This window comes from Nocardia rhamnosiphila NBRC 108938, assembly GCF_000720425.1.
GTDB lineage: Bacteria > Actinomycetota > Actinomycetes > Mycobacteriales > Mycobacteriaceae > Nocardia > Nocardia rhamnosiphila.
In genome coordinates, this window is record NZ_JOAJ01000013.1 from 76421 (window position 1) to 99857 (window position 23437).

The 23437-nt window shown below is 69.1% G+C and carries 23 protein-coding genes; 10 read left to right on the plus strand and 13 right to left on the minus strand.

From position 1 onward, the window contains the following. The first annotated feature begins 14 nt into the window (after positions 1–14). Both bphC and IG75_RS0133145 read left to right on the plus strand, forming a co-directional pair. Positions 15–920, plus strand: coding sequence for a biphenyl-2,3-diol 1,2-dioxygenase (gene bphC / locus IG75_RS0133140; RefSeq protein ID WP_030525293.1), 906 nt, complete (start codon positions 15–17; stop codon positions 918–920). A 289-nt stretch (positions 921–1209) separates the two neighbouring features. Next, positions 1210–2046 carry an IclR family transcriptional regulator gene (locus IG75_RS0133145; RefSeq protein WP_030525294.1) on the plus strand — a complete coding sequence of 279 codons (837 nt, stop codon included), beginning with the start codon at positions 1210–1212 and terminating at the stop codon, positions 2044–2046. Between the two features lie 16 nt (positions 2047–2062). Here the strand turns inward: IG75_RS0133145 and IG75_RS0133150 are convergent, their stop codons facing one another. The 3 genes from IG75_RS0133150 to IG75_RS0133160 form a co-directional block, all read right to left on the minus strand. Next, positions 2063–2854, minus strand: a complete 792-nt coding sequence (locus IG75_RS0133150; RefSeq protein WP_030525295.1) for an SDR family NAD(P)-dependent oxidoreductase — start codon at positions 2852–2854, stop codon at positions 2063–2065. A gap of 148 nt (positions 2855–3002) precedes the next feature. Beyond that, entirely contained in the window at positions 3003–3497 is a 495-nt protein-coding gene (locus tag IG75_RS0133155; protein ID WP_030525296.1) for an anthrone oxygenase family protein, read from the minus strand. Positions 3498–3632: 135 nt separating this feature from the next. Beyond that, positions 3633–4532 (minus strand): alpha/beta hydrolase, encoded by a 900-nt coding sequence (locus tag IG75_RS0133160; RefSeq protein WP_036515854.1) that lies wholly within the window; start codon positions 4530–4532, stop codon positions 3633–3635. A gap of 206 nt (positions 4533–4738) precedes the next feature. On the opposite strand from IG75_RS0133160, the gene IG75_RS0133165 reads away from it, so the two are divergent. Both IG75_RS0133165 and IG75_RS0133170 read left to right on the plus strand, forming a co-directional pair. Continuing rightward, positions 4739–5086 (plus strand): hypothetical protein, encoded by a 348-nt coding sequence (locus tag IG75_RS0133165; RefSeq protein ID WP_030525298.1) that lies wholly within the window; start codon positions 4739–4741, stop codon positions 5084–5086. Then, the gene (locus IG75_RS0133170; protein WP_030525299.1) at positions 5079–5717 is read left to right on the plus strand and encodes a Dabb family protein; all 639 of its coding nucleotides are present in this window, start codon (positions 5079–5081) and stop codon (positions 5715–5717) included. Before IG75_RS0133165 ends, IG75_RS0133170 begins: the two co-directional genes overlap by 8 nt. A gap of 155 nt (positions 5718–5872) precedes the next feature. Here the strand turns inward: IG75_RS0133170 and IG75_RS0133175 are convergent, their stop codons facing one another. After that, complete coding sequence (locus IG75_RS0133175; protein ID WP_030525300.1) at positions 5873–6556, minus strand: PadR family transcriptional regulator; 684 nt, start codon at positions 6554–6556, stop codon at positions 5873–5875. A 70-nt stretch (positions 6557–6626) separates the two neighbouring features. Next, the gene (locus tag IG75_RS0133180) at positions 6627–8252 is read right to left on the minus strand and encodes a flavin-containing monooxygenase (RefSeq protein ID WP_030525301.1); all 1626 of its coding nucleotides are present in this window, start codon (positions 8250–8252) and stop codon (positions 6627–6629) included. A gap of 206 nt (positions 8253–8458) precedes the next feature. Here IG75_RS0133180 and IG75_RS0133185 point away from each other — a divergent pair, with 206 nt between their 5' ends. The 4 genes from IG75_RS0133185 to IG75_RS0133200 all read left to right on the plus strand — a co-directional run bounded on the left by IG75_RS0133185 (position 8459) and on the right by IG75_RS0133200 (position 12391). Then, the gene (locus IG75_RS0133185) at positions 8459–9994 is read left to right on the plus strand and encodes an FAD-binding protein (protein WP_030525302.1); all 1536 of its coding nucleotides are present in this window, start codon (positions 8459–8461) and stop codon (positions 9992–9994) included. Between the two features lie 71 nt (positions 9995–10065). Further along, complete coding sequence (locus IG75_RS0133190; RefSeq protein WP_030525303.1) at positions 10066–10437, plus strand: nuclear transport factor 2 family protein; 372 nt, start codon at positions 10066–10068, stop codon at positions 10435–10437. Positions 10438–10466: 29 nt separating this feature from the next. Continuing rightward, complete coding sequence (locus tag IG75_RS0133195) at positions 10467–12131, plus strand: FAD-binding protein (RefSeq protein ID WP_030525304.1); 1665 nt, start codon at positions 10467–10469, stop codon at positions 12129–12131. A 2-nt stretch (positions 12132–12133) separates the two neighbouring features. Beyond that, positions 12134–12391: a hypothetical protein gene (locus IG75_RS0133200; protein ID WP_030525305.1), complete on the plus strand. Its 258-nt coding sequence runs from the start codon at positions 12134–12136 to the stop codon at positions 12389–12391. A gap of 33 nt (positions 12392–12424) precedes the next feature. Here the strand turns inward: IG75_RS0133200 and IG75_RS0133205 are convergent, their stop codons facing one another. Together IG75_RS0133205 and IG75_RS0133210 are read right to left on the minus strand one after the other, a co-directional pair. Further along, positions 12425–13015: a GNAT family N-acetyltransferase gene (locus tag IG75_RS0133205; protein WP_030525306.1), complete on the minus strand. Its 591-nt coding sequence runs from the start codon at positions 13013–13015 to the stop codon at positions 12425–12427. Continuing rightward, entirely contained in the window at positions 13012–13635 is a 624-nt protein-coding gene (locus IG75_RS0133210; protein ID WP_210436870.1) for a TetR/AcrR family transcriptional regulator, read from the minus strand. The genes IG75_RS0133205 and IG75_RS0133210 overlap by 4 nt, the downstream gene beginning before the upstream one ends. Positions 13636–13846: 211 nt before the next feature. On the opposite strand from IG75_RS0133210, the gene IG75_RS0133215 reads away from it, so the two are divergent. Next, positions 13847–14710, plus strand: a complete 864-nt coding sequence (locus tag IG75_RS0133215; RefSeq protein ID WP_030525308.1) for an alpha/beta fold hydrolase — start codon at positions 13847–13849, stop codon at positions 14708–14710. Between the two features lie 137 nt (positions 14711–14847). Here IG75_RS0133215 and IG75_RS0133220 read toward each other — a convergent pair whose 3' ends face one another. The 5 genes from IG75_RS0133220 to IG75_RS0133240 all read right to left on the minus strand — a co-directional run bounded on the left by IG75_RS0133220 (position 14848) and on the right by IG75_RS0133240 (position 20323). Beyond that, positions 14848–15903: a Gfo/Idh/MocA family protein gene (locus IG75_RS0133220; protein WP_030525309.1), complete on the minus strand. Its 1056-nt coding sequence runs from the start codon at positions 15901–15903 to the stop codon at positions 14848–14850. Between the two features lie 92 nt (positions 15904–15995). After that, positions 15996–16823 (minus strand): mycofactocin-coupled SDR family oxidoreductase, encoded by an 828-nt coding sequence (locus IG75_RS0133225; protein ID WP_030525310.1) that lies wholly within the window; start codon positions 16821–16823, stop codon positions 15996–15998. 1 nt (position 16824) lies between these two features. After that, a complete protein-coding gene (locus IG75_RS0133230) occupies positions 16825–17622 on the minus strand; it encodes a mycofactocin-coupled SDR family oxidoreductase (protein WP_030525311.1) in 798 nt (265 codons plus the stop codon). A 265-nt stretch (positions 17623–17887) separates the two neighbouring features. Beyond that, positions 17888–18928: an NAD(P)-dependent alcohol dehydrogenase gene (locus IG75_RS0133235; protein WP_030525312.1), complete on the minus strand. Its 1041-nt coding sequence runs from the start codon at positions 18926–18928 to the stop codon at positions 17888–17890. A gap of 219 nt (positions 18929–19147) precedes the next feature. Next, positions 19148–20323, minus strand: a complete 1176-nt coding sequence (locus tag IG75_RS0133240) for an FAD-dependent monooxygenase (RefSeq protein ID WP_245713421.1) — start codon at positions 20321–20323, stop codon at positions 19148–19150. Positions 20324–20473: 150 nt separating this feature from the next. Here IG75_RS0133240 and IG75_RS0133245 point away from each other — a divergent pair, with 150 nt between their 5' ends. After that, positions 20474–21199: a TetR/AcrR family transcriptional regulator gene (locus IG75_RS0133245; protein ID WP_030525314.1), complete on the plus strand. Its 726-nt coding sequence runs from the start codon at positions 20474–20476 to the stop codon at positions 21197–21199. Between the two features lie 225 nt (positions 21200–21424). Here IG75_RS0133245 and IG75_RS0133250 read toward each other — a convergent pair whose 3' ends face one another. Continuing rightward, positions 21425–23371 (minus strand): acetoacetate--CoA ligase, encoded by a 1947-nt coding sequence (locus tag IG75_RS0133250; protein ID WP_030525315.1) that lies wholly within the window; start codon positions 23369–23371, stop codon positions 21425–21427. Between the last annotated feature and the right edge of the window lie 66 nt (positions 23372–23437).

Genomic DNA, 23437 nt, shown 5'->3' on the forward strand with positions numbered 1-23437 from the left:
ACGACAGGAACGAAATGACCGATATCAAGAGCCTCGGCTATGTACAGATACAGACCACGAATATGGAGCGCTGGCGGCAGTTCGCCTTGGACGTGCTCGGCTTCGCGGAGGGGTCCGGACCCGACGAGAACGCGCTCTACCTGCGGATGGACGAGCGGGCCGCGCGGATCGTGGTAGTCGCCGGGGAGACCGACGAGGTGGTGCGGATCGGCTGGGAGGTCCGTGACCACGCCGCGCTGCGGCGGGTGCGGGAGACCGTGTCCGAGGCGGGTATCACGGTGGAATCGCTGTCCCAGGCCGATGCCGACGCCCGCCGGGTGGAGGAGGCGATCACCTTCACCGACCCCGCCGGCGCCACGCTGGAGGTATTCCACGGCCCCGTACTCGACCACAGCCCGGTGGTGACCCCGTTCGGCGCCCGGTTCGTCACGGGCGCCCAGGGCCTGGGGCACGTGGTGCTGCCCACCATGGACCTGGGCGGTGCGTTCGAGTTCTATACCGAGGTCCTCGGTTTCCTGCCGCGCGGCGCGTTCCGGGTGCCGGCGCCGCCCGAGTTCGGGCCGGTGCGGATCCGTTTCCTGGGCGTGAACGAACGCCACCACAGCCTGGCGCTGTGCCCCGCGCCGCACGGCGGCGCGCCCGGGTTGGTGCACATCATGGTGGAGGTCGATTCGCTCGACGCGGTGGGCCAGGCGCTGGACCGGGTGGCGAAGGACGGGTTCTCGGTGTCCTCGACGCTGGGCCGGCACACCAACGACAAGATGGTGTCGTTCTACGTGCGCGCCCCCGGCGGCTGGGATATCGAATTCGGCACCGACGGGATGAAGGTCGACGAGAAGTACTACACCGCGGAGGAGATCACCGCGGACAGCTACTGGGGCCACGATTGGTCCGGTAGCGAACCACTGGCAGCGATGTAACCGCGCCGCCTGCGGCGATGTGGAGCCGAGGCCTCGGACGGGGCCTCGGCTCCTTACGCGTCTCATGAGATCGGCGGACGGGGATGTCCCGGGCGGGCCTGTATCGAGACGGTTGGAACGGCCCTTGGGGCCGGGTTTAGCACCCGGTTCTGGGGGCCGTTCGTGATTTTCGGCCAACCTTTGCGATTCGTGTGACAGCTACCACAAAGGAATGCTACTAATAGGAATATGCCTATTCGGCATATTCGATTGGGCATCAGCTCGTAGACCCAATGGAGGGCTCATGACTATGCAGGCCGACGCCGCCACCCCGAGCGCTGTGCTCGACCGCGTCTCGCTCGTTCTCGACGCGTTCGAGGGCCCGGGACGCCTCACGCTCGCCCAGATAGTGCGGCGGACCGGGCTACCCCGGTCCTCGGCGCACCGCATCCTGGAGCGGCTCGTACAACTGCGCTGGTTGCGGCGCGACGGCCGGGACTACGAACTGGGCCTGCGGTTGATGGAACTCGGCTCGCTGGCGGTGCACCAGGACCGGCTGCACCGCGCCGCCGTGCCGTTCCTGCACGAACTGCACCGCACCACCGGATGCGTGGTGCATCTGGCCGTGCTCGACGGCACGGACGTGGTGTACCTGGACAAGGTCGGCGGACGGCTGGCGGGCGCGGTACCGACCCGCGTCGGAGGCCGCCAGCCCGCGCACTGTACGGCGGTGGGCAAAGCGATCCTCGCCTACGCCGACGGCGAGCGCGGCAATGTGTTCGGTGCCGGCCCCGTCCGGCCGAAGACGCGGTACTCCATCGCCACGGCCGCGCAACTGCGGGCCGAACTGGCCAAGGTCCGCGCGCACGGTATCGCCTTCGAGCGCGAGGAATCACTGGCCGGATTCGGGTGCGTGGCGGCACCGGTCGGAGAGATCGGTCAGGCGGTGGCCGCGGTATCGATCTGCGGGCCGGTGGACCGGATGAGCTTCGATCACCGGACGGCCGCACCGGTGCGGATGACCGCGCTGGGGATCTGGCGCAATGTCGAGGACGGCCGGGTCCGGGTGCATCCCACGCTGCAGCAGTCCCGCCCGCTGGGCTCGGTGCCGAGGCCCCACCCGACGCCGGCCCTGCAGTACGTCTGACCGGTGTCGTGCTCGCTCAGCTACCGGCCTGACGGCGATCACCCAGCTTGCGCATCAGCGCGACCAGGCTCAGACCGAACGCGGGCGCCAGATCGACGCCGCGTACCAGCGCACCGCGCCATCGCGGCATCACCCGGAAGATCTGCCGGCTGTCCATCAGCGCCATACCGGCGCGGGCGACGGCGTCCTCGTCCATCGGCTTCGGCCCGGCGAACAGCAGCGCCGCGCCGGGATCCGCCGCCCGTGCGGTCACCATCCGGGTGCCGACCACATCGGGACACAGCGCGCGCACCCGGACGGGTAGCCCGGCATGCCGGAGGTCGCCCTGCACAGAGGTCGTGTAGGACAGGACGGCCGCCTTGGTCGCGGCGTACAGCGCGAGACCCGGGACCGGAGTGAGCGCCGACAGCGACGCGACATTCAGCACGACCCCGCCCGCCTGCCCCATCTGCGCGATCGCGGCCGCGGTCCCCGCCACGACGCCGCGAATATTCACATCCAGGATGGTGGTGATCTCCTCGTCCGGATGGGTCCAGGCGGCGCCCGCGAAGAGCACCCCGGCATTGTTCACCCACGTCGTGAGCTGTCCCAGGGTCGCGGCTCGCGCGGCGATCTCGCGGTGGCCGGCGATATCGCGGACATCCTGCGCGAGCCCGACCGCGCCCCGGCCGATCTCCGCGGCGGCCCGCCGGGCGGCGTCACCGTCGATATCGGTGAGCACGACCAGGTGTCCCGCGTCGGCGAGATGGCGGGCGAAGGCGAATCCGATACCGCGGCCGGCGCCGGTCACAACTGCTGTGGTGGTCATGGCAGGACGCTAGGCCGGATGCGCTGTCGACCGCCAGTGCCCGTTCGTGGCAGCGCGGCCGCGGGGCGCTTCACCACCGGCCCGCCCGCACGACTGTCGCTGTCGACCGGCGCCGTGCCGGTGATCGCCCGGCCCAGGTCTGCGCGCGTCACCGGTTCTGCAGGCCGGCCAGTATCAGCACGGCGCCGACGAAGCTGGTGACCGTGCGCGCGTGGTTCCATGCCGTCCAGGTCGTGAAGTACGCCTGCCATTCGCGCGCGGCGTCGGCCACCGACAGTCCCTCGGGGTTCACGGTGTCCAGGTGGTTGTTGAGTGGAACGTTGAAGACGATCGTGATGATCGCACCGAGGATTACGAAGATCGCGCCGATCAGCACCCACCAGCTGCCGGTCTGAGGTAACCGCTTCAGCGCGATCACACCGGCCACCAGCGCCAGGATGGTCGCACTGAAGTACCCCAGCAGGAATGCCGGGTTGGTGTTCGCGTCGGCGTTGATGCCGCGCATCGCGGTGATGGCGTCGATGGGGCCGGTGCGGTCCAGCCCGCGCATCACAGATGTGGAGAACACGTAGTTCATTCCGCCGACCGCGGCACTTGCGAGAGCCGCGAGGGACGTCAGGATCACAAACGGGCTTGTACTCATGACCAGAAGTCAAGCGGAGACGGCGACCACCATCCATCGTTCAGAGTCCCGGCTCCATACGCGTGCGTCTACGCCCGTCCGCACGCCACGGACGGCGCTCACGTCACCTGGCCACAACGTCCCGAGGAACTACAGCTATCGGGTCGGAAGTGCGGCGCGCACCATTTCCCAGATCTCCGCACGCGCGGTCCGAGTGACCGCGAGCGCCGGGATCGTCAGGAACCCGTGGAACAACCCGTCGTAACGCCGGTGGCGCACCGCGACACCGGAGTCGGCGAGCAGCCGGGCGTAGGTGTCACCGGACGAGCAGGGTGGGTCGAGTTCGGCGGTGATCACCACTGCGGGCGGGAGGCCGGCCAAAGTATCCGCGCGGGTCGGCACCAGACGGGTGTCCGCGGTGCCGTGCGGTGCGTACTGCTGCCAGTACCAGCGCATCGCCGCGGCGGTGTTGTAGTAGCCGCTGCCGTAGCGCCGGTAGGACTCGGTGTCGAAATCGTCGTCGATCACCGGGTAGAGGAGCAGTTGCGCGGCGATCGGGGGTCCGCCCCGATCGCGGGCCGCCAATGCCACGGTGGCGGCGAGATTTCCGCCGGCACTGTCCCCGGCGACCACGAGCGCGGCGGGATCGCCACCGTATTCGGTGGCGTGCTCGGCGGCCCAGCCGAGCGCGGCGTACATGTCCTCGTGCGCCGCGGGTGCGGGATGCTCCGGGGCGAGCCGGTAGTCCACCGACACCACGACCGCGCCGACACCCTCGGCCATCGCCCGGCAGAACTCGTCGTGGCTGTCCAGGTCGCAGAAGACGAACCCGCCCCCGTGCGCGAATACGACCACCGGGAGCGCCGAGGCGTCGTGCCGGGGCCGGTAGACCCGGAGGGGCAGCGGGCCGCCCGGCCCGTCGACGGTCAGGTTCGAGACATCGCGCATGGCGGGCAGCCACTGCAGCGGCGCGCGGCGGGACCGGATGATCGCCCGCAGTTCCGGCGCAGTCAGGGTGGTGACGTCCGGGAAGCCACTGTCCAGGGCGGCGAGCATCGAGGCCACCTCGGGAAGCAGTCCGGGCTCCGAGTCGCGTACGGCTCCTGATTCCAACTGCGGCCTCCTCGATCTCGTGGCCGGTAGCTCCCGGCTCTGCAGCTGATCGGGCCACCGTAGGTCGGCGACGGCGCGGACGGAGCCGCGTCTCCCGGAGAGTGGGCCGGTCCCGGCCGGACCGCCGGGTGCGGCCATACCGTGGCGCTATGGGTGCAGCGAAGGTCTATATCGTCGACCGGATCGAGACGATGCCCGGCCGGGCACGGGAATTCGTGGACCGCTATCTCGCCGAGTACGTCCCCGGGGCGACCGCGCGGGGGATGGTCCTCGACCGGGTGCTGGTGGCGCCGCCGCTCTGGCTCGACGACCGGCCCAATACGGTCACCGTGACCTGGGAGCTCGATGGTCCCGCCGGATGGTGGGAGACGACCTGGCGAAGCCGGCCCGACCCGGAGCCGGCCCGATGGTGGGCCGGGGTCGAGCACCTGATAGCCCGGCGGACCCGTGAGTCGGCCGCCGCGGCCGGCGATATCGAGGCGCTCGCCGATGTATGAGATCACCCGACTGATCCATCTGATCCCGGACGTCGCCCCGGGCGCGCTCGATACTCTGCTCGCCGAGCTGCGGGCCGCAGCCGGTGTGGCGCGGCGCGCGTTGATCGAACCGACTCTGCCCGGGGTGCGCAACGGTGGCGATATTCTGCTGCGCCTGAGCTTCGCGGAGCCCGCGGTGGGGCGGGCGGCAGCGACCCGGCTGGCAGAGTTGTGCGACCGGGCGGAGGTGCTGCGCGTCGACGGGGCCGACCACGGTCCCGGCGTGCACGGTGTGGCCGGGCCGAGCAGCCCGGGCACGGTGTACCGCACCCTGCTGTTGCGCGTGGACCCGGCCACGCCGCCGCGGGCGCTGGCCGAATTCGAGGCCGACCTGCTGCGGATGCCCCGGCATATATCCACCATCCGCGCCTGGCGGCTGAGCCGGGCCCTTCGGGCCGAGGGCACCACGCAGTGGACGCATATCTGGGAGCAGGAGTTCAGCGACCTCGACGGCCTGGTGGGCGCCTACCTCGCGCATCCCGTGCACTGGGGTTTGGTGGACCGCTGGTTCGACCCGGAATGCCCGGAGGTCGTCGTCCGCGACCGGGTCTGCCACAGCTACTGCGTCCGTACAGAACCGGTGCTGACCTGACCGGTTTACGACGGGTCACGCCTCCGGCCCGGTGCGGGTGCCGGGGTTCGGTGTCGGTGCCCTCGTACCGGGCGCCCCGTGCCGGCCCGGTCGAGCGCGCCTGCGCTGCCGAGCGCCCGGCCCGCATCGGCGGACCGGGCGCCGGGCGATCGCGATCAGCGCCGCCCGGGTTCCTCGTCCTTCACCCGCTGCTCGACCTCGCGCCAGCGGCCCGGGGTGGGATGCGGATAGGCGGCCTGTTCGTCGCGTTCGGCCGCCACCAGCGCGGTCTCGGCCGCGTCGATATCGTCGATCAGCTGCTGGGTCAGGACACGTTCGGAGGCGTAGTAGCGTTCGGCCCACTGCAGCACGATCTGCGAGTAGGCCCAGCCCGGTTCGGATTTCGCGGCCGCCGCGTCGACGGCGGCACTGTGTTCGAGCCGTTCGGCATCGGCCATATGGTCGCGCAGGATCTCCTTGAGTCGCTCCGGCGAACTCAGATGCCCGAACATGATCCGCAACATCACATGATGTTTCAGCATCGGCGGGTCGACCGGCGCGCTGTTGGTCCAGGCGGTCACGGCGGCCCGGCCGGCCGGGGTGATCCGGTAGAGGCGGCGGCCGCGCATGGCGTTGTCGGCGTCGACCCGCGAGTGCGCGAACCCGTGCCGTTCGAGCTTCTTCAGCTCCGAGTAGATCTGACTGTAGGAGGGGCTCCAATAGAAGTAGCGGATACTCCAGTCGGCCCACTTCTTCAGGTCGTACCCGGAGATCTCCTCCTCGTAGGAGAGCATTGCGAGCACCGCCCAGCTGGTCGGCGGCAGGTTGATCTGCGCCAGGTCGGGTTCGCTCGTCGTCATTCGCCGAATGCTATCAGTGGTCATATACCGGTCCGGCATATGACCACCGCGGCGGGCGCAATCGTGTCGCTCACCGATCCAGTAGGTCGAAACCCTTGTAGTCGGCGGCCGCGACCTCGGCGATGATCTCGCCGTACACCCCGAAACCGCTGACGAACGGCATGAAGACCCGCGGTTTGCCCGGGATGTTCGCCCCCAGGTACCAGGAGTTCGCCCGGGTCATCAAGGTCCCGGACGCTCGCTCGGCGCATTCGGCGACCCAGGCCGCCGCCGCGTCGGCACGGGCCTCCAGCGCGGTGGCTCCACGTCCGTCGACGAACCCGATCGCCTCGGCCACCCAGTCCACGTGTAATTCCGAGTGCAGCACCATATTGGCCAGTACCGATGGGCTGCCCGGGCCGGTGAGGTTGAACAGATTGGGGAAACCGGGGACACCGAGCCCGAGATAGTTCACCGGGCCCTCCGCCCACGCCTCGTTGAGTGTCCGTCCGCCGCGGCCGGTGATCGCGATCTTGGCGACCGAACCCGTCATCGCGTCGAATCCGGTGGCCAGCACCAAGGCGTCCAGCGGGAAATACGAACCCGTGGTGTGCAGACCGCCCGCGTCGATCCGTTCGATCGGGGTGGCGCGCAGGTCCACCAGCTGCACGTTCTCCCGGTTGAAGGTGCGGTAGTAGTTCGTATCGGTGCAGATGCGTTTGGTGCCGATGGGATGGTCGCGGGGGATCAGCAGCTCGGCGACCCGGGGGTCGTCGAGCTCGGCGCGGATCTTCTCCTCCCAGAACAGCCGGGCGGTCTCGTTGGCGGCGGGATCGGTGAGCTGGTCGGGGAAGGTCTTACTGAACAGCACACCGCCCAGCTGCCAGCGCTGTTCGTAGGCGGCGCGCCGCTCCGCCTCGCTCACCGCGAGGGTCGATTTCGGATGCGCCTGGTGCGGGGATCCACCACCGCTGGCCATCGACAACCTGCGACGCTGCGCGTAGTTCGCCTTCTGCTCGCGCCGGAGGTCGTCGTCGAGGGCGGTGTTGCCGGCGGGCACGCTGTAGTTGGCGGTGCGCTGGAAGACGTGTAGCCGCGCGGCCTGTTCGGCGAGCACCGGGATCGCCTGGATTCCCGAGGAACCGGTGCCGATCACACCGACCCGCCGGCCGGTCAGGTCGACACCCTCCTGCGGCCAGGCCGAGGTGTGCAGCAGCCGCCCGGCGAAGGTGTCGAGGCCCTCGATCGCCGGGGTGTTGGCATTCGACAGCGGGCCCGTGGCCAGCACCACGAACCGGGCCGTCACGCGGCGACCGGTATCGGTGTCCACCTCCCAGGTCAGTGCCGACTCGTCGAGGCGGATATCGGTGACCCGGGTGCCGAATTCGATATCGCGGCGCAGATCGAACCGGTCGGCCACGTGTTCGAGATAGGCGAGGATCTCCGGCTGCGCCGCGTACTTCTCGCTCCAATCCCATTCCTGCTGGAGGTCTTCGTCGAAGGAGTACGAGTAGTCCACGCTCTCCACATCGCAGCGGGCGCCGGGGTAGCGATTCCAGTACCAGACCCCGCCCACCCCGTCGGCGGCCTCGAACACTTGTACCGTGAGGCCGCGGCTACGGAACCGGTGCAGCGCGTACAGTCCCGCGATACCCGCGCCGACGACCGCCACATCGACTCGGGTCCGGCCGGGTGACGAGGGGTTTCCGGGGTTCACAGTGCCTCCAACTGCTCGGGTGTCCGGTGCTCTTCGGCGACGGTAGGGACAGCCGCGGCCTCCTGGTCGCCCTTCTCCCGCTGACCGGCACATTCACCGGATAACGCCGGTTCTCCCGGTGACCGGGAGAACCGTTCGCCCGCGCCGCGCACCGGCCCTACCGTCGGCCTCGGCACGAGCCGGCAGCGCGAGGAGGCGGTGGAGCAGTGGTGGACTTCGACGACGAAGTGGATGTGCTGGTGGCGGGATCCGGCGGTGGACTCGCCGGCGCCTACACCGCGGCCCGGGAGGGATTGTCGGTCGCGGTGGTGGAGGCGACCGACAAATTCGGCGGCACCACGGCGTATTCCGGTGGTGGCGGGGTCTGGTTCCCGTGCAATCCCGTACTGGAGCGCGCCGGTACCGATGACACCCTCGACGACGCGCTCACTTATTTCCGCGCGGTTGTGGGTGACCGCACCCCGGGGGAACTGCAGGAAACCTTCGTGCGCCGCGGTCGCGACCTCATCGAATACCTGGAGGGCGACGAGCGTTTCGAATTCCAGATGTACCCGTGGCCGGACTATTTCGGCGCCGCGCCGAAAGCGCGAACGGACGGACAACGCCATATCGTCCCGGTACCGCTGCCCGCCGCCGAACTGGGCGACCTGCGCGCACATCTGCGCGGCCCGCTGGACACCGACCGGCTGGGCGCCGAACCGCCGGAGCTCCTGATCGGCGGGCAGGCGCTGATCGGCCGTTTCCTGCGTGCGCTGGCGGCCTATCCGGACGTCCGCCTGTACCGCAACGCCGCCCTCGCGGAGTTGATCGTCGAGGACGGCACGGTGATCGGCGCGCGTATCGAACGGCCCGAGGGCACGATCGCGATCCGGGCCCGGCGCGGTGTGGTCTTGGCGGCGGGCGGATTCGAGGGCAACGAAGAGATGCGCCGCCACTACGGGGTGCCCGGTGCGGCCCGCGACACCATGGGCCCGCCCGGTAATCAAGGAAAAGCGCATCGGGCCGGTATCGCCGCCGGAGCCGATACCGATCTCATGGACCAGGCGTGGTGGTCGCCCGGGCTCACCCATCCGGACGGGCGGTCGGCCTTCGCGCTGTGGTTCACCGGCGGCATCTTCGTCGACCAGGACGGTAAGCGGTTCGTCAACGAATCCGCGCCCTACGACCGGCTCGGCCGGGCGGCCATCGAACGGCTGCGCGCCGGCAGTATGACCCTGCCGTTCTGGATGATCTACGACGATCGGGACGGGGTCAGGCCGCCGGTACAGGCCACAAATGTGTCCATGGTCGAGACCGAGAAGTACCAGGCGGCCGGGTTGTGGCATACCGCCGAGACGCTCGAAGGACTGGCCGCGGCCATCGGTGTCCCCGCCGCGCACCTCGTCGAGACGGTCGAGCGGTACAACGCGATGGTCGCCGCGGGGGCCGATACCGATTTCGGCCGCGGCGACGAGGCCTACGACCGGGCCTTCTCCCAGGGCGAGCTGCCGTTGGTGCCGATCGAGCGGGGGCCCTTCCACGCCGCCGCCTTCGGCCTGTCCGATCTGGGCACCAAAGGCGGGTTGCGCACCGACAGTGCCGCCCGGGTGCTGGACCGCGACGCGACGCCGATCCCCGGCCTGTACGCCGCGGGCAACACCATGGCCGCGGTCAGCGGCACCGTCTACCCCGGCGGCGGCAACCCGATCGGCGCATCGATGCTGTTCGCCCACCTCGCTGTTCTCGACATGCTCGGCCGTTAGCGCCGACCGGCGACCGCTCACCCCACGGGCCGGCCGGATCACGGCGCCCCGAACCCGAACAGGAAACGCCCATGCCCGAACCCGAACAGATCCGCGCGGCCATACACCGCTACCTCGACGCCGTGGCCACCGGAACCGCGGCCGATATCGCCGCCCTCTACGACGAGAACGCCACCCTGGAAGACCCGGTGGGCAGTCCGTCGCACACCGGCCGCGCGGCCATCGAGAAGTTCTACGGGAGCCTCGAATCCGCGGGTCGCAGTACCGAACTGCTGACCTTGCGGGTGAGCGGCGGCAGCGCCGCGTTCGGTTTCCGGGTGGTCACCGAGACCGGTGACCAGACCATCACCGTCGAACCCATCGACGTCATGACCTTCGACGAGAACGCGCGGATCACGAGTATGCGCGCGTTCTGGTCGGCCGAGGACATCAGCTTCGGCTGAGTTCGAGTTCTACGAGAAAAGAGATATCCGTGTCCCCTACCGAACAGCCCTGGGATCACGAGGTGGGTTTCCTGGTCGTGGGCAGCGGCGCCGGCGGCCTCACCGGCGCACTGGCCGCCGCGGACCGGGGCGCGGACACCCTGGTCATCGAGAAGGCCGGCTATTACGGCGGCAGTACGGCGCTGTCCGGCGGCGGGATCTGGGTACCGAACAACCCGGTGCTGCTGCGCGAGGGCCTGCGTGATTCCCGCGCCGAGGTGCGGGCCTACCTGGACGCGGTGGTCGGTGACCGGGTGCCCTCGGCCAATCTGGACGCGTTCATCGATGAGGGCCCGGCAATGCTGGACTTCCTGGAGAGCAGCGGCCCGCACCTGCGTTTCCAGTGGTGCACCGGCTATTCCGACTACCACCCGGAAGCCCCCGGCGGACGTCCGGCCGGCCGGTCGATCGAACCGCTGCCGGTGAACCTGCGCGAACTCGGTGTCGACGAGCCCTACCTGCGTCCGGCCGCGCTCGCCACCCCGCCCGGGCTGTTCATCACCTCCAAGGATTTCGTCCAGCTGAACATGGTCACCCGGACCTGGAAGGCCCGCTGGACCGCGCTGCTCACCGGACTGCGGGCAGTGAAAGCCGTGGTTTTGCGCCGGCATATGGACACTCTCGGCCGCGCCCTGATCGCCCGGCTCCGCCTGGCCCTGCGCGACGCCGGGGTCCCGCTGTGGCTGAATACCGCGATGCGGTCGCTGATCACCGACGAAACCGGTGCGGTGCTGGGGGTGGTGGCCGAACGGTCCGGCCGGGAGATACGGATCCGGGCCCGCGACGGAGTGCTGCTCGCGACCGGCGGTTTCGAATACAACCAGGCGCTGCGCAAACGGCATCTGCCCGCCGGGGGCCGCGACAACTTCAGCGCCGCCTCCACCGACAACACCGGTGACGGGATCGTGGCCGGGGAACGGGTCGGCGCCGCGGTCGATCTCATGGACGACGCCTGGTGGATGCCGTCGTTCCAGCGGCCCGACGGGATCAACCAGGTTCTGGTGTCCGAACGGTCCATACCCCGGTCGATCATCGTGAACGGCTCCGGCGCCCGGTTCACCAACGAGGCCGCCCCCTACGTCACCTTCGTGCACGCGCAACTGGCCGGTGGTCACGACCCGGCGTGGCTGGTGTTCGACGGCAGAGCCAAGAACCGCTACCCGATAGGCGGGATCATGCCGGGACAGAAGTTCCCGGCGGACTGGTTGTCCTCGGGGCTGGTGCGCAGCGCGGCCACCGTCGGTGAACTCGCGGACGCGATCGGCGTGCCCGCCGCGGCCCTGGAGGCGACCGTGCGCCGGTACAACGACGCCGCGCGCACCGGCCGCGATACCGATCACGGGCGCGGCGAGAGCGCCTACGACAATTACTACGGCGACCCGACTCTCCCGCAGCCCACCCTCGACGTACTCGACCGGGCGCCGTTCTACGCGTTGCGAATCCGCATCGGCGACCTCGGTACCAAGGGTGGGCTGGTGTACAACCAGAATGCGCAGGTTCTACGCGCCGACGGCTCCGTGATCACGGGTCTGTACGCGACGGGCAACACCTCCGCCGCGGTGATGGGCACCGATTACGCGGGCGCCGGCGCCACCATCGGACCCGCCATGGTGTTCGGCTATATCGCCGCCCGCCACGCCGCGACGAAGGAGTGATCGTGCAGCCCGTACAGTGCGCCAACTGCGGTAACCGAGTGCTGGTGGAGAAGTTCAGCCCCAGCCACACCAGTGTGCAATGGCTCGACGACGCCGAATCCGCCTGCCCCGAATTCGCCCGCCGGGCGGCCCTCGGCGAGCACAGCAAATGGATCCCCACCTGCCCGGCGCTGCGCGATTCCATCGAACGGGCCGTCGCCGACGGTGATCTGCCCACCGACGAACGCCGCCGGGAACCCGTGCCGGGCCGCCTGGGCTGACACGGCTTCCCCGGTGCTCGCCCGCCGGTGGGGCTACACCCTACTCAGGCGAAGCGATAGATACTGACCGAAGCCGGCACGCCGCGCGAATCGGACGGGGCGTTGCTGGTACTCGGTGAAGCCGAACTTGCGGTAGAGGCTCAGCGCGGGTGTGTTGGTGTCCTTGATCTCGCGCAGGATGAACTCGTCGTAGCCGGGAAGGCTGATGATGTACTGCATCAGCGCGGTTCCCACTCCGCGCCCCTGGTGGGCGGGGGCGGTGGCGACGAAGGCGATCTCGGCCAGCCCGTCCCGCGCTTCATCGGGGGCGCCGAGGAATTGTGAGCGGACCACCGGATAGCCGATGGTCCCGCGGAGGAGTCCGAGATGGCGGCGGAACTCGGGTGGTCGCGGTGCGAAGCATTCCTGATCGCCGGAGGTGACCGACGCGATGGCGGCGGGCTCGCCGTCGACCAGGGCCACGACGAAACGCTCCAGTATGAGCATGTGCGCGAACGCGGCGGTCAGCTGCTCGGGGTCGGAGGAGAAGAAGGCGAAGTCCTCGGCGAAGCCATGGACGAGCACTGCGGTGATCGATCTGCGGTAGTCCTCACCGAGCTCGTCGCCGTGCCTGATCGTGATCATTGTATGGGTCCCTGGGTGAGCAGTTTGAGTACGACATCGACGTCCGGGGCGGTGAACTCGGCGCCGAGACCTACTCGGATCGAGGTGAGACCGCCGAGCATCGCGAAATAACAGGTCGTGAGTTGAGCCGGATCTCCTCGACCGAGTTCGCCGCCCGCCTGTCCTCGGCGGATCAGGTTCTCGAAGGTGCGCCGCATCAACCTGTGCGCGTCGCGGATTCGGGTGATCGACGCGGACGGCGCATCAGCGGTCACGCCCTGGTTGATGACGATCATGAACTCGGCGGCGCCGTCGTCGGCTGTGAGACCGGCCAGGTATCGAGTGGTGAATTCCCGGATGATCTCGACCGGGCGCCCTGGTCCGGAGAGTTCCCCGGTCAGGCTGTCGAGCCCGGTCAGTGCCTGGTCGAGCAGGTCGGCGTACAGCGCGTCTTTGGTCGGATAGTGACGGTAGATCGTGCCGACGCCGACGCCGGCCTCGGTCGCGATGTCACGGATGGCCGATGCGGCGTATCCGTGCCGGGCGAAAACGCGAACCGCCGCGGTCTGCACCGCGCTGCGCGTTGCCGCGCTCAGGGCCGCGCTCTGTTCGGTGGTGCGCGCCACGGGCCGCCCTCCCATCTATAGAATGAACCAATGTTCATTCTATAGGCAGGGTGACCGTGCAGCAGAACTCGGCCTTTACCTCGGCGCACCGAACCCCCTCTCGAAGGTCCGGTGCCGCTTCCCCGGACGGCACGGGGCGACCGCTCACCGGGAACTTCGGATGAGCGGTCGCCGCGCACCTGGCAGCGTGGTTCGGAAGGAAGTACGCGGAGATGGAGGGTTGACGATGACGACGGTTCCCAGCACCGAGCACGAGCTGCGGGAGATACGTACCGACGCCGGAATGCTGCGGTATTACGAGGCAGGCTCCGGTACGCCGCTGCTGCTGTTGCACGGTTCCGGGCCCGGGGTCACCGGCTGGCGTAACTTCCGCGGCAATCTCGATTTCTTCGCCGAACGGTTCCGCACTCTGATCCTGGAGTTCCCCGGTTTCGGCGTCAGCGACGATTTCGGCGGGCATCCGATGATCACCGCCCTGGACGCGGTGGTCCGCTTCGTCGACGCGCTCGGCCTCGACCGGGTCGATATCGTCGGCAACTCGATGGGCGGCGGGGTCGCGCTGAACTACGCGATCGCCCACCCCGACCGGGTCGGCAAGATCGTCACCATCGGCGGTATCGGCAAGAACATCTTCAGTCCGGGTCCGGGGGAGGGCATCCGGCTGCTCCAGGACTTCACCGAGAACCCCACCCGGGAACGGTTGATCGCCTGGCTGCACTCGATGGTGTACGACCCGGCCCTGGTCACGGAGGAGATGATCGAGGAGCGCTGGGCCCAGGCCACCGATCCGGCCACCCTCGACAGCGCCCGCCGCATGTACAGCCGGGCCGCGTTCACCGCGATGGTGCGTGCCATGGACGCCGCGGACACACCGCCGCCGTGGGCGCTGCTGCACAAGGTGAAGGCGCCGACCCTGGTGACCTGGGGACGTGACGACCGGGTGAGCCCGCTGGATATGGCCCTGCTGCCGATGCGCACCATCCCGCGCGCCGAACTGCACGTGTTCCCGGATTGCGGCCACTGGGCGATGATCGAGCAGAAGGCCGCCTTCGAATCCGCGGTCATGGCCTTCCTGACCCGCAAGGACTGAGGCCGCAGGCAGCACGTCTCGGTATCCGGTACTCCTCGGTGTGGCCTTTCTCGGGATGTGTCCGGACCCCCGGCTCTCGCCGGAAACGTGGGAGCTGCGCATCCACGCAGGCGTGCTGCCAGGGGTCCGCGGCGGCTCTAGCCGGACACATCGGCAACGAGAACGGGCCCGGAACCCTTCGCCAGCGATTGCGCACCGGCCACGCCGACCAGTGATGCCGCGACGGCGTGACGCACCGGAATGAGCGGGGGCGTGCCGTGTTCCACCGTGGCACGGAATCCCTCCAGTATCGCCACGGTGCCCTCGGCCATCCGGTCGATCGGTTCGTCGTTCACAAGATAGGGACCGGGTACGCGGACCTCCTCACGTGTCTGCCCGTCGGCTCGAGCCCAGCCCTCCTCGCGCACTCGCACCGACCAGGCGTCTTCGCCAGGGGCGCGAAGGGACTCGGCCAGGCCGTGGCCGCCCCGCACCGAGATCCAGCTCCAGTGGCTGCCGGCCTCCCCGGCCAGGAACCCGTGGCGGGCAAGGGCCAGAACGCCGTCGGAGAATCGGATGGCCAGTACGACGGCGGCGGGACGACCGTCACCCGGACCAACCGGGAAGGCGCTGACCTCGAGCGGCCGTGCTCCGGTGAGCTCCAGCAGGGGCGATACGGTGTGGGTGCAGTAGGCGGTCGGCGGGATGCGACCACGCCAATGAGCCGGATCGCCGATGAGCGCGGCGGTGTCCGCGGGCGACAAGCTGTGCAGATAGTCTGCTTCCACCAGTGTGATGCCGCCCAGTTCGCCGGAGTCCACCGACTCCCGGAGCAACCGAGTGTGTGGATGGAACACGTAGTTCTCCGCGAACGAATAGGTGGCCGTGGACCGCTCGGCCGCAGCGATCAGCCGGCGCCCTTCCTCCTCCGATACGCAGGCCGCCGTCTCCGACAGCACATGGATCCCGCGATCCAGAAAGGCAATGGACAACGCCGCGTGTGCGTCGAAATCATTGGCGAGCACGACCCCGTCGAGACCGGCGTCGAAGAAATCCGCCCAGTGCCCTGTCGCGCGGGCCGTCGGAAATCTCGCGTGCGCGGCGGCCAGCCGTTCGGAGTCACGATCACACACCGCGCTCACCTCGATCCCGAGCCGATGTGCCCACTCGGCCATGTACAGACCCCGCGACAAACCCACGATTCCGATGCGCATCGAACTGGTATACGCAATGAGCAACCACGCGCAAAATGGTTTTCGAACCCGCGCGCACGAACGTCGGCCCAGGGTTCCGAGCCGGGCTACCTCTACCGCTGGGTGCTGCCCGCGTCGACCGGCAGGGTCACCGCGGTGATGTAGCGGGCCTCCTCCGAGGCCAGGAACAGGGATGCGTTCGCGATATCGACCGGCTCCACCCATGGGATCGGCAGCATGTTCATGGTCCGCGCGGCCTCCGCGAATTCTTCGCGGGTGGGGTTCTCCCGGTCGGGGCGGAACGACCGGCGGACCATATCGTTCTGGATCATCGGGGTATCCACATTGGTCGGGTGCACCGAGTTCACCCGGATTCCGTGCGGCGCCAGCTCCTGCGCCAGCGACCGCATCAACCCCACCACACCGTGTTTGGCCGCCGTGTAGTGCGCGACCCCGACCAGTCCACGCAGTCCGGCGATCGAACTGGTGAGGATCATCGACCCGCCGCCGCGGGCGATGAGATGCGGGGCGGTCGCCTTGCAGGTCTGCCATACGCCGGTCAGGTTGACGTCCAGCATCGTCCGCCACTGTTCCTCGGTCAGCTGCAGCCCGGGCGCGCTGGAGGTGATCCCGGCCGTCGCGCACACCACGTCCAGACCGCCGAGTTCGTCCACGGCCCGGTCGGCCGCCGCCCGCAGCGCCGCGCCGTCGCGGACATCGGCAGTGGCGGCCACGACCCGCGCCCCGGTCTTCTCGACAGCCCGCACGGTCTGCTCGAGGTCTTCCGGCGTCGCCGGTGGGATGACCACCGTCTCCACCGGGCCGCAGAGATCCAGCGCGACGATATCGGCGCCCTCCTCGGCCAGCCGGACCGCCTGGGCCCGCCCGATACCCCGTGCCGCGCCGGTGACCAGCGCTACCTTGCCCGAAACCCGTCCCATCTCACACCTTCTGAGTAAGTCCGGCGTCCACGACGAGCTGGGTGCCGGTGATGTACCGGGACTCGTCGGACGCGAGGAACAACACCGCATTGCTGATATCGACCGGCTCTACCCAGGGCACCGGCAGGATCGTCCGTTCCGCGAGAACGCGCGCCGCGTCGTCGCGGGTCGGATCCGCCATCCCGGGCAGCAATTTCGCGTACACGTCGTCGTTCAGGATCATCGGCGTCGCCACCGATCCCGGATGCACGGTGTTTACCCGGATGCCCTGCGGGCCGAGCTCGTTGGCCAGTGTCCGCGCCAGTCCCACCACCGCGTGTTTACTCGCCGAATAGTGGGCGGCCGAAGCCCCGCCTTTGAGGCCGTTCGTCGACCCGACGATCACGATCGAAGCGCCCGTGTCGAGGTGGGCGGCCCCCGCCCGGACGGTGTGCCAGACTCCGGTGAGATTGATATCGAGGGCGCGCTGCCAGGCGTCGTCGGACAGTTCCCAGGTCGGCGCCAGATCCGCGTAGACGCCGGCATTGGCGACGACCACATCCAGCCGGCCCAGCTGCGTCACTCCGGTGTTCACGGCTTCCTCGACCGCCAGCGGGTCACGGACATCGGCGAAACCGGTGACGCACCGGCGGCCGAGATCCTCCACCTCCCCGGCCACCGCGACCAGGTCGGCCGCGCTCTCCGCGAGGTCGAGCGCGACGATATCGGCGCCCTCCTCGGCCAGCCGGCGGCAATGGGCGCGGCCCATCCCGCCCGCTGCCCCTGTCACCACCGCTACCCGGTCCTGCAGGCGCTTCATCGGGCGCCTCCGGCACATACCGCATCCATGCGGGTGACGCTAGGTGCGCCGAATCTCCCGCGCCGGTGTTTCTCCCGGTCACCGGGCCGTGACCGGGACCGCTCCCGCTGGGCGGGAAGGGCGTCCGCCGGTATCTCCGCCCTCCACTATCGGGTGTGTGCCGGTGTGCCGCTCATCGGATCGGGCCGGGAGATTTCGACCAGTGCGCACTCGGTCCCGTATCGGGCGCCGGCCGGAATTCCCGGCCTGTGGCCCGGGGCGGACGTCAGGGAACGACGACCGCCCGGCCGCGCAGCGTTCCGGCGGCGAGCCGGCGATACGCCTCGGGGGCCTCGTCGAGGCTGAACCGTTCGGTCGCGATATCCAGGACTCCGGCGTGCGCGAGATCGATCAGTTCGATCAGTTCGGCCCTGGCCCCCCAGTACGGTGAGGTCGCGGTCGCTTCGTACGGGCTGATGCCGAATCCGACCCGGGCGGCGGACTTTCCGTCGCCGATACCGACGATGGTCACATCGGAATCCACCCCGGCCACCGCCATGGCGGTATCGATGGTCGGCTGGAAGCCGACGAAATCCAGGACCAGGCTCGCCCCGGCCGGCCCGGTGATCCTGCGGACGTTGCCGGCGGCCCGGTCATCGGAGAGCACCGCCTCGTGCGCACCCACCGACCTGGCGAATTCGAGTTTCTCGTCGTTCACGTCGAGGGCGATGATGCGTGTGGAGGACAGATACCGCAGCAGCTGGATGGCCACGTGGCCGAGACCGCCACTGCCGATCACCACCGTCCACGAACCGGGGCGGATCTTGTCCAGCGACCGTTTGATCGCGTGATACGGGGTCAGGCCGGCATCGGTGAGCGGTACGGTCGCCACCGGGTCGAGGTCGCCGATCGGCACCAGATGGCGGGGTGAATCGACAATCAGGTATTCGGCGATGGCGCCCGGTGAGCCGAGTCCCGGCGGCATGATGCCCAGTTCGGCGGCCCGGGAACAGTAGTTCTCCTGGCCCTGGGCGCAGAACCAGCAGTTTCCGCAGCCCCAAGGGCCGTAGACCACGACATTCGTGCCGATATCGATACCGCGCACCCCCTCGCCCAGGGCGGTGACCTGCCCGGCGCCCTCGTGCCCCAGGGTCAGGGGCAGTTCGATACCGAACTGTTCCGGCGGGTTGTTCATGACGAAATCGTCGGAATGGCAGACCCCCGCCGCGGTCACCCGCAGCAGTACCTCGCCGGGGCCGGGTTCGGGGGTGGGGATCTCGCGGACCTCCGGTTCTGCCCCGACGGTCACGTATTGCAGTGCCTTCATGCGCCTGTCCTCTCCGGGCCGAGCGACTGGGTGCGTACTGGTGGAACGGCAGCGAACGTGCGGATACAGCAACTGCGACCAGGCTAGCCGGGACCTACCGGGCCGGGGCGCATTTATGCCGCCCACCCTCGTGATCACCGCTACAGCGGCGACCACGCGCGGGGAAGGGCATCGATCCGGACCCTCGTCTCTCGGGTCGGGCCGGGTCCGTCGGGCAGGTCAGAGTGCCCAGGAGTAGGCGGGCGTTATCGAACGGCCGAGCAGTGTGCTGGGCAGGAGCGGAAGCGCGGTGTCGCGGAGCCGGGTCGCCAGTGGTGAGTCCCAATGCGCGGGGGCGCCGACCCGGCGGGAGAGCCGGGCGATCATCTGGGTACGTGGCCTGCGGAGGCGGTCGTAATCCGCCAACCCCGCATCGATGCCGCGGGTGTCCACGGCCGCGGCGAGCGTGACTGCATCCTCGAGTGCCTGGCAGGCACCCTGTCCGAGGTTGGGTGCCATGGCATGTGCCGCGTCCCCGAGGACCGCGACCTTCCCGCGGACGTACGTACGCAGATTCGGTAGCTCGTAGGTGTCGTGCTGCAGGACGGCATCCGGGTGCGCGGCATCGAGTAGCGCCGGGACGGGATCGTGCCAGCCCGCGAATCGCTCGCGGAGTCGATCCAGCCCGGCGCGGGATCCGGCCGGGGCGTTGGCCATCAGATAGCAGTAGATACGGCCGTCGGGCATCGGAACGTAGCCGGCTCGTTCGCCCCGACCCCAGATCTCGACGCTGCCCTCGACAGGCTGAGGCGCGGTGAGCAGGCGCCAGGTGGTGTATCCCACGTAGCGTGGCCCGGCGGCGTGCGGCCGGATGGAGCCCCGGGTCACGCTGTGCACGCCGTCGGCGCCGATCACGAGATCCGCGGTGTCGGTTCCGCCGTCGTGGTGGACTGTGCCGTCGGGCAGTACTTGTCGCACGGTGGTTCCCGGTCTCAGGGCCTGCGCGGGTAGGGCTCCGCGCAGGATGTTTACCAGTGCGGCCCGATGCACGATCGCCCATGGACCGAAGCGCCGTTGGAGTTCTTCGATGTCGTTGCGGATCAACCAGGTGCCATCGACACGTCGGATACCCTGCGGCGGGCCGGCCGGCCCGCCGGTGCGCAGGCGGTCGCCGAGCCCGAGCGTATCCAGCGCGCGCAGCCCGTTCGGTTGAATCGACAGTCCCGCACCGATTTCGGTGATCTCCGGCGCACGCTCGAGCACCTCGACCTGCCACCCACGCTGGTGGAATGCCACCGCCACCGCCAGCCCGCCGATACCGCCGCCCACCACGAGCGCCTTCATCGCCGGCCCCCATGATCGCAGGCCGACCCGATACCGCCACGCGTCCTTGCGGATCTGGACTGTCGCCACCACACCGCCGTTGTGACCAGCGCACCCGCCGGAAGCACCCACCACCAACGTTTCATGCCATCTCCTAGAGTCTCTAAGTAATTTTAGAGACATTAAGAAAACATAGATGCTCTAGGATGTCAACGAGTGTGCCGAACCAGCAGAAGGGTGACGATGTCGACGCAGACGGGCGGCAGGCGTGAGCGGCTACGCAAAGCCACTGTGAAGGAAATCCACGAGGCAGTACGCACACTGCTGGTGGAGCGGGGGCCGTCCGCGGTGTCCATCAACGCGGTAGCCCGTGAGGTCGGGATGAGCGGGCCGGCTCTCTATCACTACTACGCCGGCCTCGACGCCTTGGTCGGCGCGGTGACCGCGGACTTCTTCGACGAGCTGGCCATCGCAATGGAACAGGTTCGTGACGTTCGCGCCCAGGCGCCTGTCGGTGACCGCATACTGGCGGTCTGCCGCGCCATGCGTACTTGGGCGATCACCCACCCGGCCGAGTTCGGCTGGATCTTCGCGGCCCCGATCACTCCGCTGAACCGGCGACCGGATTCCGAGCGCCACAGGGCCGGGCAGCGGTTCGAACGAGTGCTGCTGGACCTGACGATCGAACTCTGGCAGACGCGCCCGTTCCCGGTACCCGACCCGGCGGAGCTGCCCGAGTCGTTACGCGAGCAGCTGATCGCCTACTCGGCCACAATCGGCGACCAGTTGCCGCCCGAGGCCGCGCACGTCTTCCTGTCCTGCTGGATCCGGCTGTACGGCCTGCTGTGTATGGAGGTGCTGCACCAGCTCGACTTCGCCTACTCCGACCTCGAACCGGTCTACGAAGAATGCCTCCGCGACCTCACCGGCATCCTCGGCCTGGCATCCACCGATCAGCCGACCACGTGACCATCTCCCATCCCGGTACCCGACCCCGGACTCGGCCCCGGCCAACGGTCGTTCCCGCGCCCTGCCCGTAACCGATCATCTGCGGTCGGCCGATACGGCCGGGGGTTCGCAGCGGACCAGGCACGGTGGCGGCCGTGTCCGAGCCCTGTCCGTAGGTCTCGGGGCCTGGTACGAAGCGCGTCCGTTCGGTGCTTCGGTGTACCGGACCGCTCCCGCGCCGGCGGGTCAGCGCTGGGCCGGTGGGCGGATCCCGGAGTACCAGTCGAGCAGGGCGGGATCGTCGACGGCGCTGCGCTCCACCACGCGGGCCGGGTCGGCGCCCTGGAACAGGCGTTTGATCGGGACCTCGAGTTTCTTGCCGGTCCGGGTGTGCGGGACCGCCGGGGCGAGGAGGATCTCGTCGGGAACATGTCGCGGCGAGACCTCGGTGCGGATCACCTCGTTGATGCGGCCGCGCAGTTCGTCGGTGAGTTCGGCGCCGGGAGCCAGGACCACGAACAGCGGCATCCAGTACCCGCCCTCGGGTTGTTCGGCGCCGATGACCAGCGCTTCGGCCACCTCCGGAAGCCGCTCGACCGCCTGATAGATATCGGCGCTGCCCATCCGGATACCGTGCCGGTTGAGGGTGGAATCGGAGCGGCCGTGCACGACCACGCTGCCGCGCCCGGTGAGGGTGATCCAGTCGCCGTGCCGCCACACGCCGGGGTAGGCGTCGAAATAGGCGTCGTGGTAGCGGGCGCCGTCGGGGTCGCGCCAGAAACGGATCGGCATGGACGGCATGGGGGCGGTGATCACCAGCTCGCCCACCTCGCCGCGAACCGGCTGCCCGACCTCGTCGTAGGCGTCGAGAGCGACCCCCAGATAGGGCGCCGACAGTTCCCCCGGCCAGACCGGCACAGTGGGCGCCCCGCCGGCGAACGCCGAGACGACATCGGTGCCGCCGCTGATCGAGGCCACCGGAATGCTCCCGGCGTTGTCGCGCAGCCACAGCGCCGACGCCGGCGGCAGGGACGAACCGGTGATACCGATCAGCCGCAGGGCGGACAGATCGTGATCGGTCCGTGGTACCGCACCCGCCTTCATACAGCCCAGCACATAACCGGGACTGGTACCCAGCACGGTAGCGCGGGTGCGGGCGGTGATTTCCCAGAGCGTGTCCGGCCGGGGATGGGCCGGGCTGCCGTCGTAGCAGACGATGGTCGCCCCGGCGAGCAGCCCGGCGACCTGGAAGTTCCACATCATCCAGCTCGGGCTGGTGTACCAGAAGAAGGTGTCCTCCGGACCGATATCCGATTGCAGCGCGACGGCTTTGAGATGTTCGAGCACCACCCCGCCGTGACCGTGCACGATGCCCTTGGGCAGTCCGGTGGTACCGGAGGAGAACACGATCCACAGCGGATGCGCGAAATCGACGGTTTCGGTTTCCGGGAGCGGTTCGCCGCCGGACGGATCGACTGCGGCCGACCACGGTGTGCTGTCGGGAATTTCGATACCCAGTCGCGACACCACCACGGTGGCGCGCACGGTCCCCAGACCGGCTCGCAAGGCGGCGATATCCGCGCTCTTGTCATGGGTCTTCCCGCCGTAGCGGTACCCGTCCGCGGTCACCAGGACCACGGGCTCCAGCTGGCCCAGCCGATCCAGCGCGGCTTTGGCCGAATAGTCCTGCCCGCAGGCGCTCCACACCGCGCCCACGGCCGCGGTACCCAGGAACGCCACCACCGTTTCGGCGATATTCGGCAGATAGCCGACCACCCGGTCGCCGGGCCGGACACCGAGGCCGCGCAGGGTCCGGGCGAACGCGGCCACTCCGGCCAGCAACTCCGCCCACGACGTCGCGACCACGTCCGCGCTGTCCTCGGTGACCTGCAGGATCGCCGGCCGGTCGGTCCGCGCCTGCGCGACCACCCGATCCACATAGTTCAGCGTCGTCCCGGGAAACCAGCGCGTCCCGGGCATCTCCGGACAGGGCAGTACTTCACCGGCGACGGGCCCGAGCTCGAAGTATTCCCACACCGCCAGCCAGAACTCGGCCAGATTGTCCACCGACCAGCGCCAGAGCGTGTGGTAGTCGGGCAGTTCCGCACCGGAACGCGCGGCCACGAAGCGGGCGAAATCGGTGACCCGGGCATCGGCGATATCCCGTTCGGTCGGTACCCACTGAGGTTCCACCGGCAAAGGACCCTTCTGTGTTTATTTGCGCGCCTCCGGCGCGCGGGTCGGGGCCCTGTGACCCCG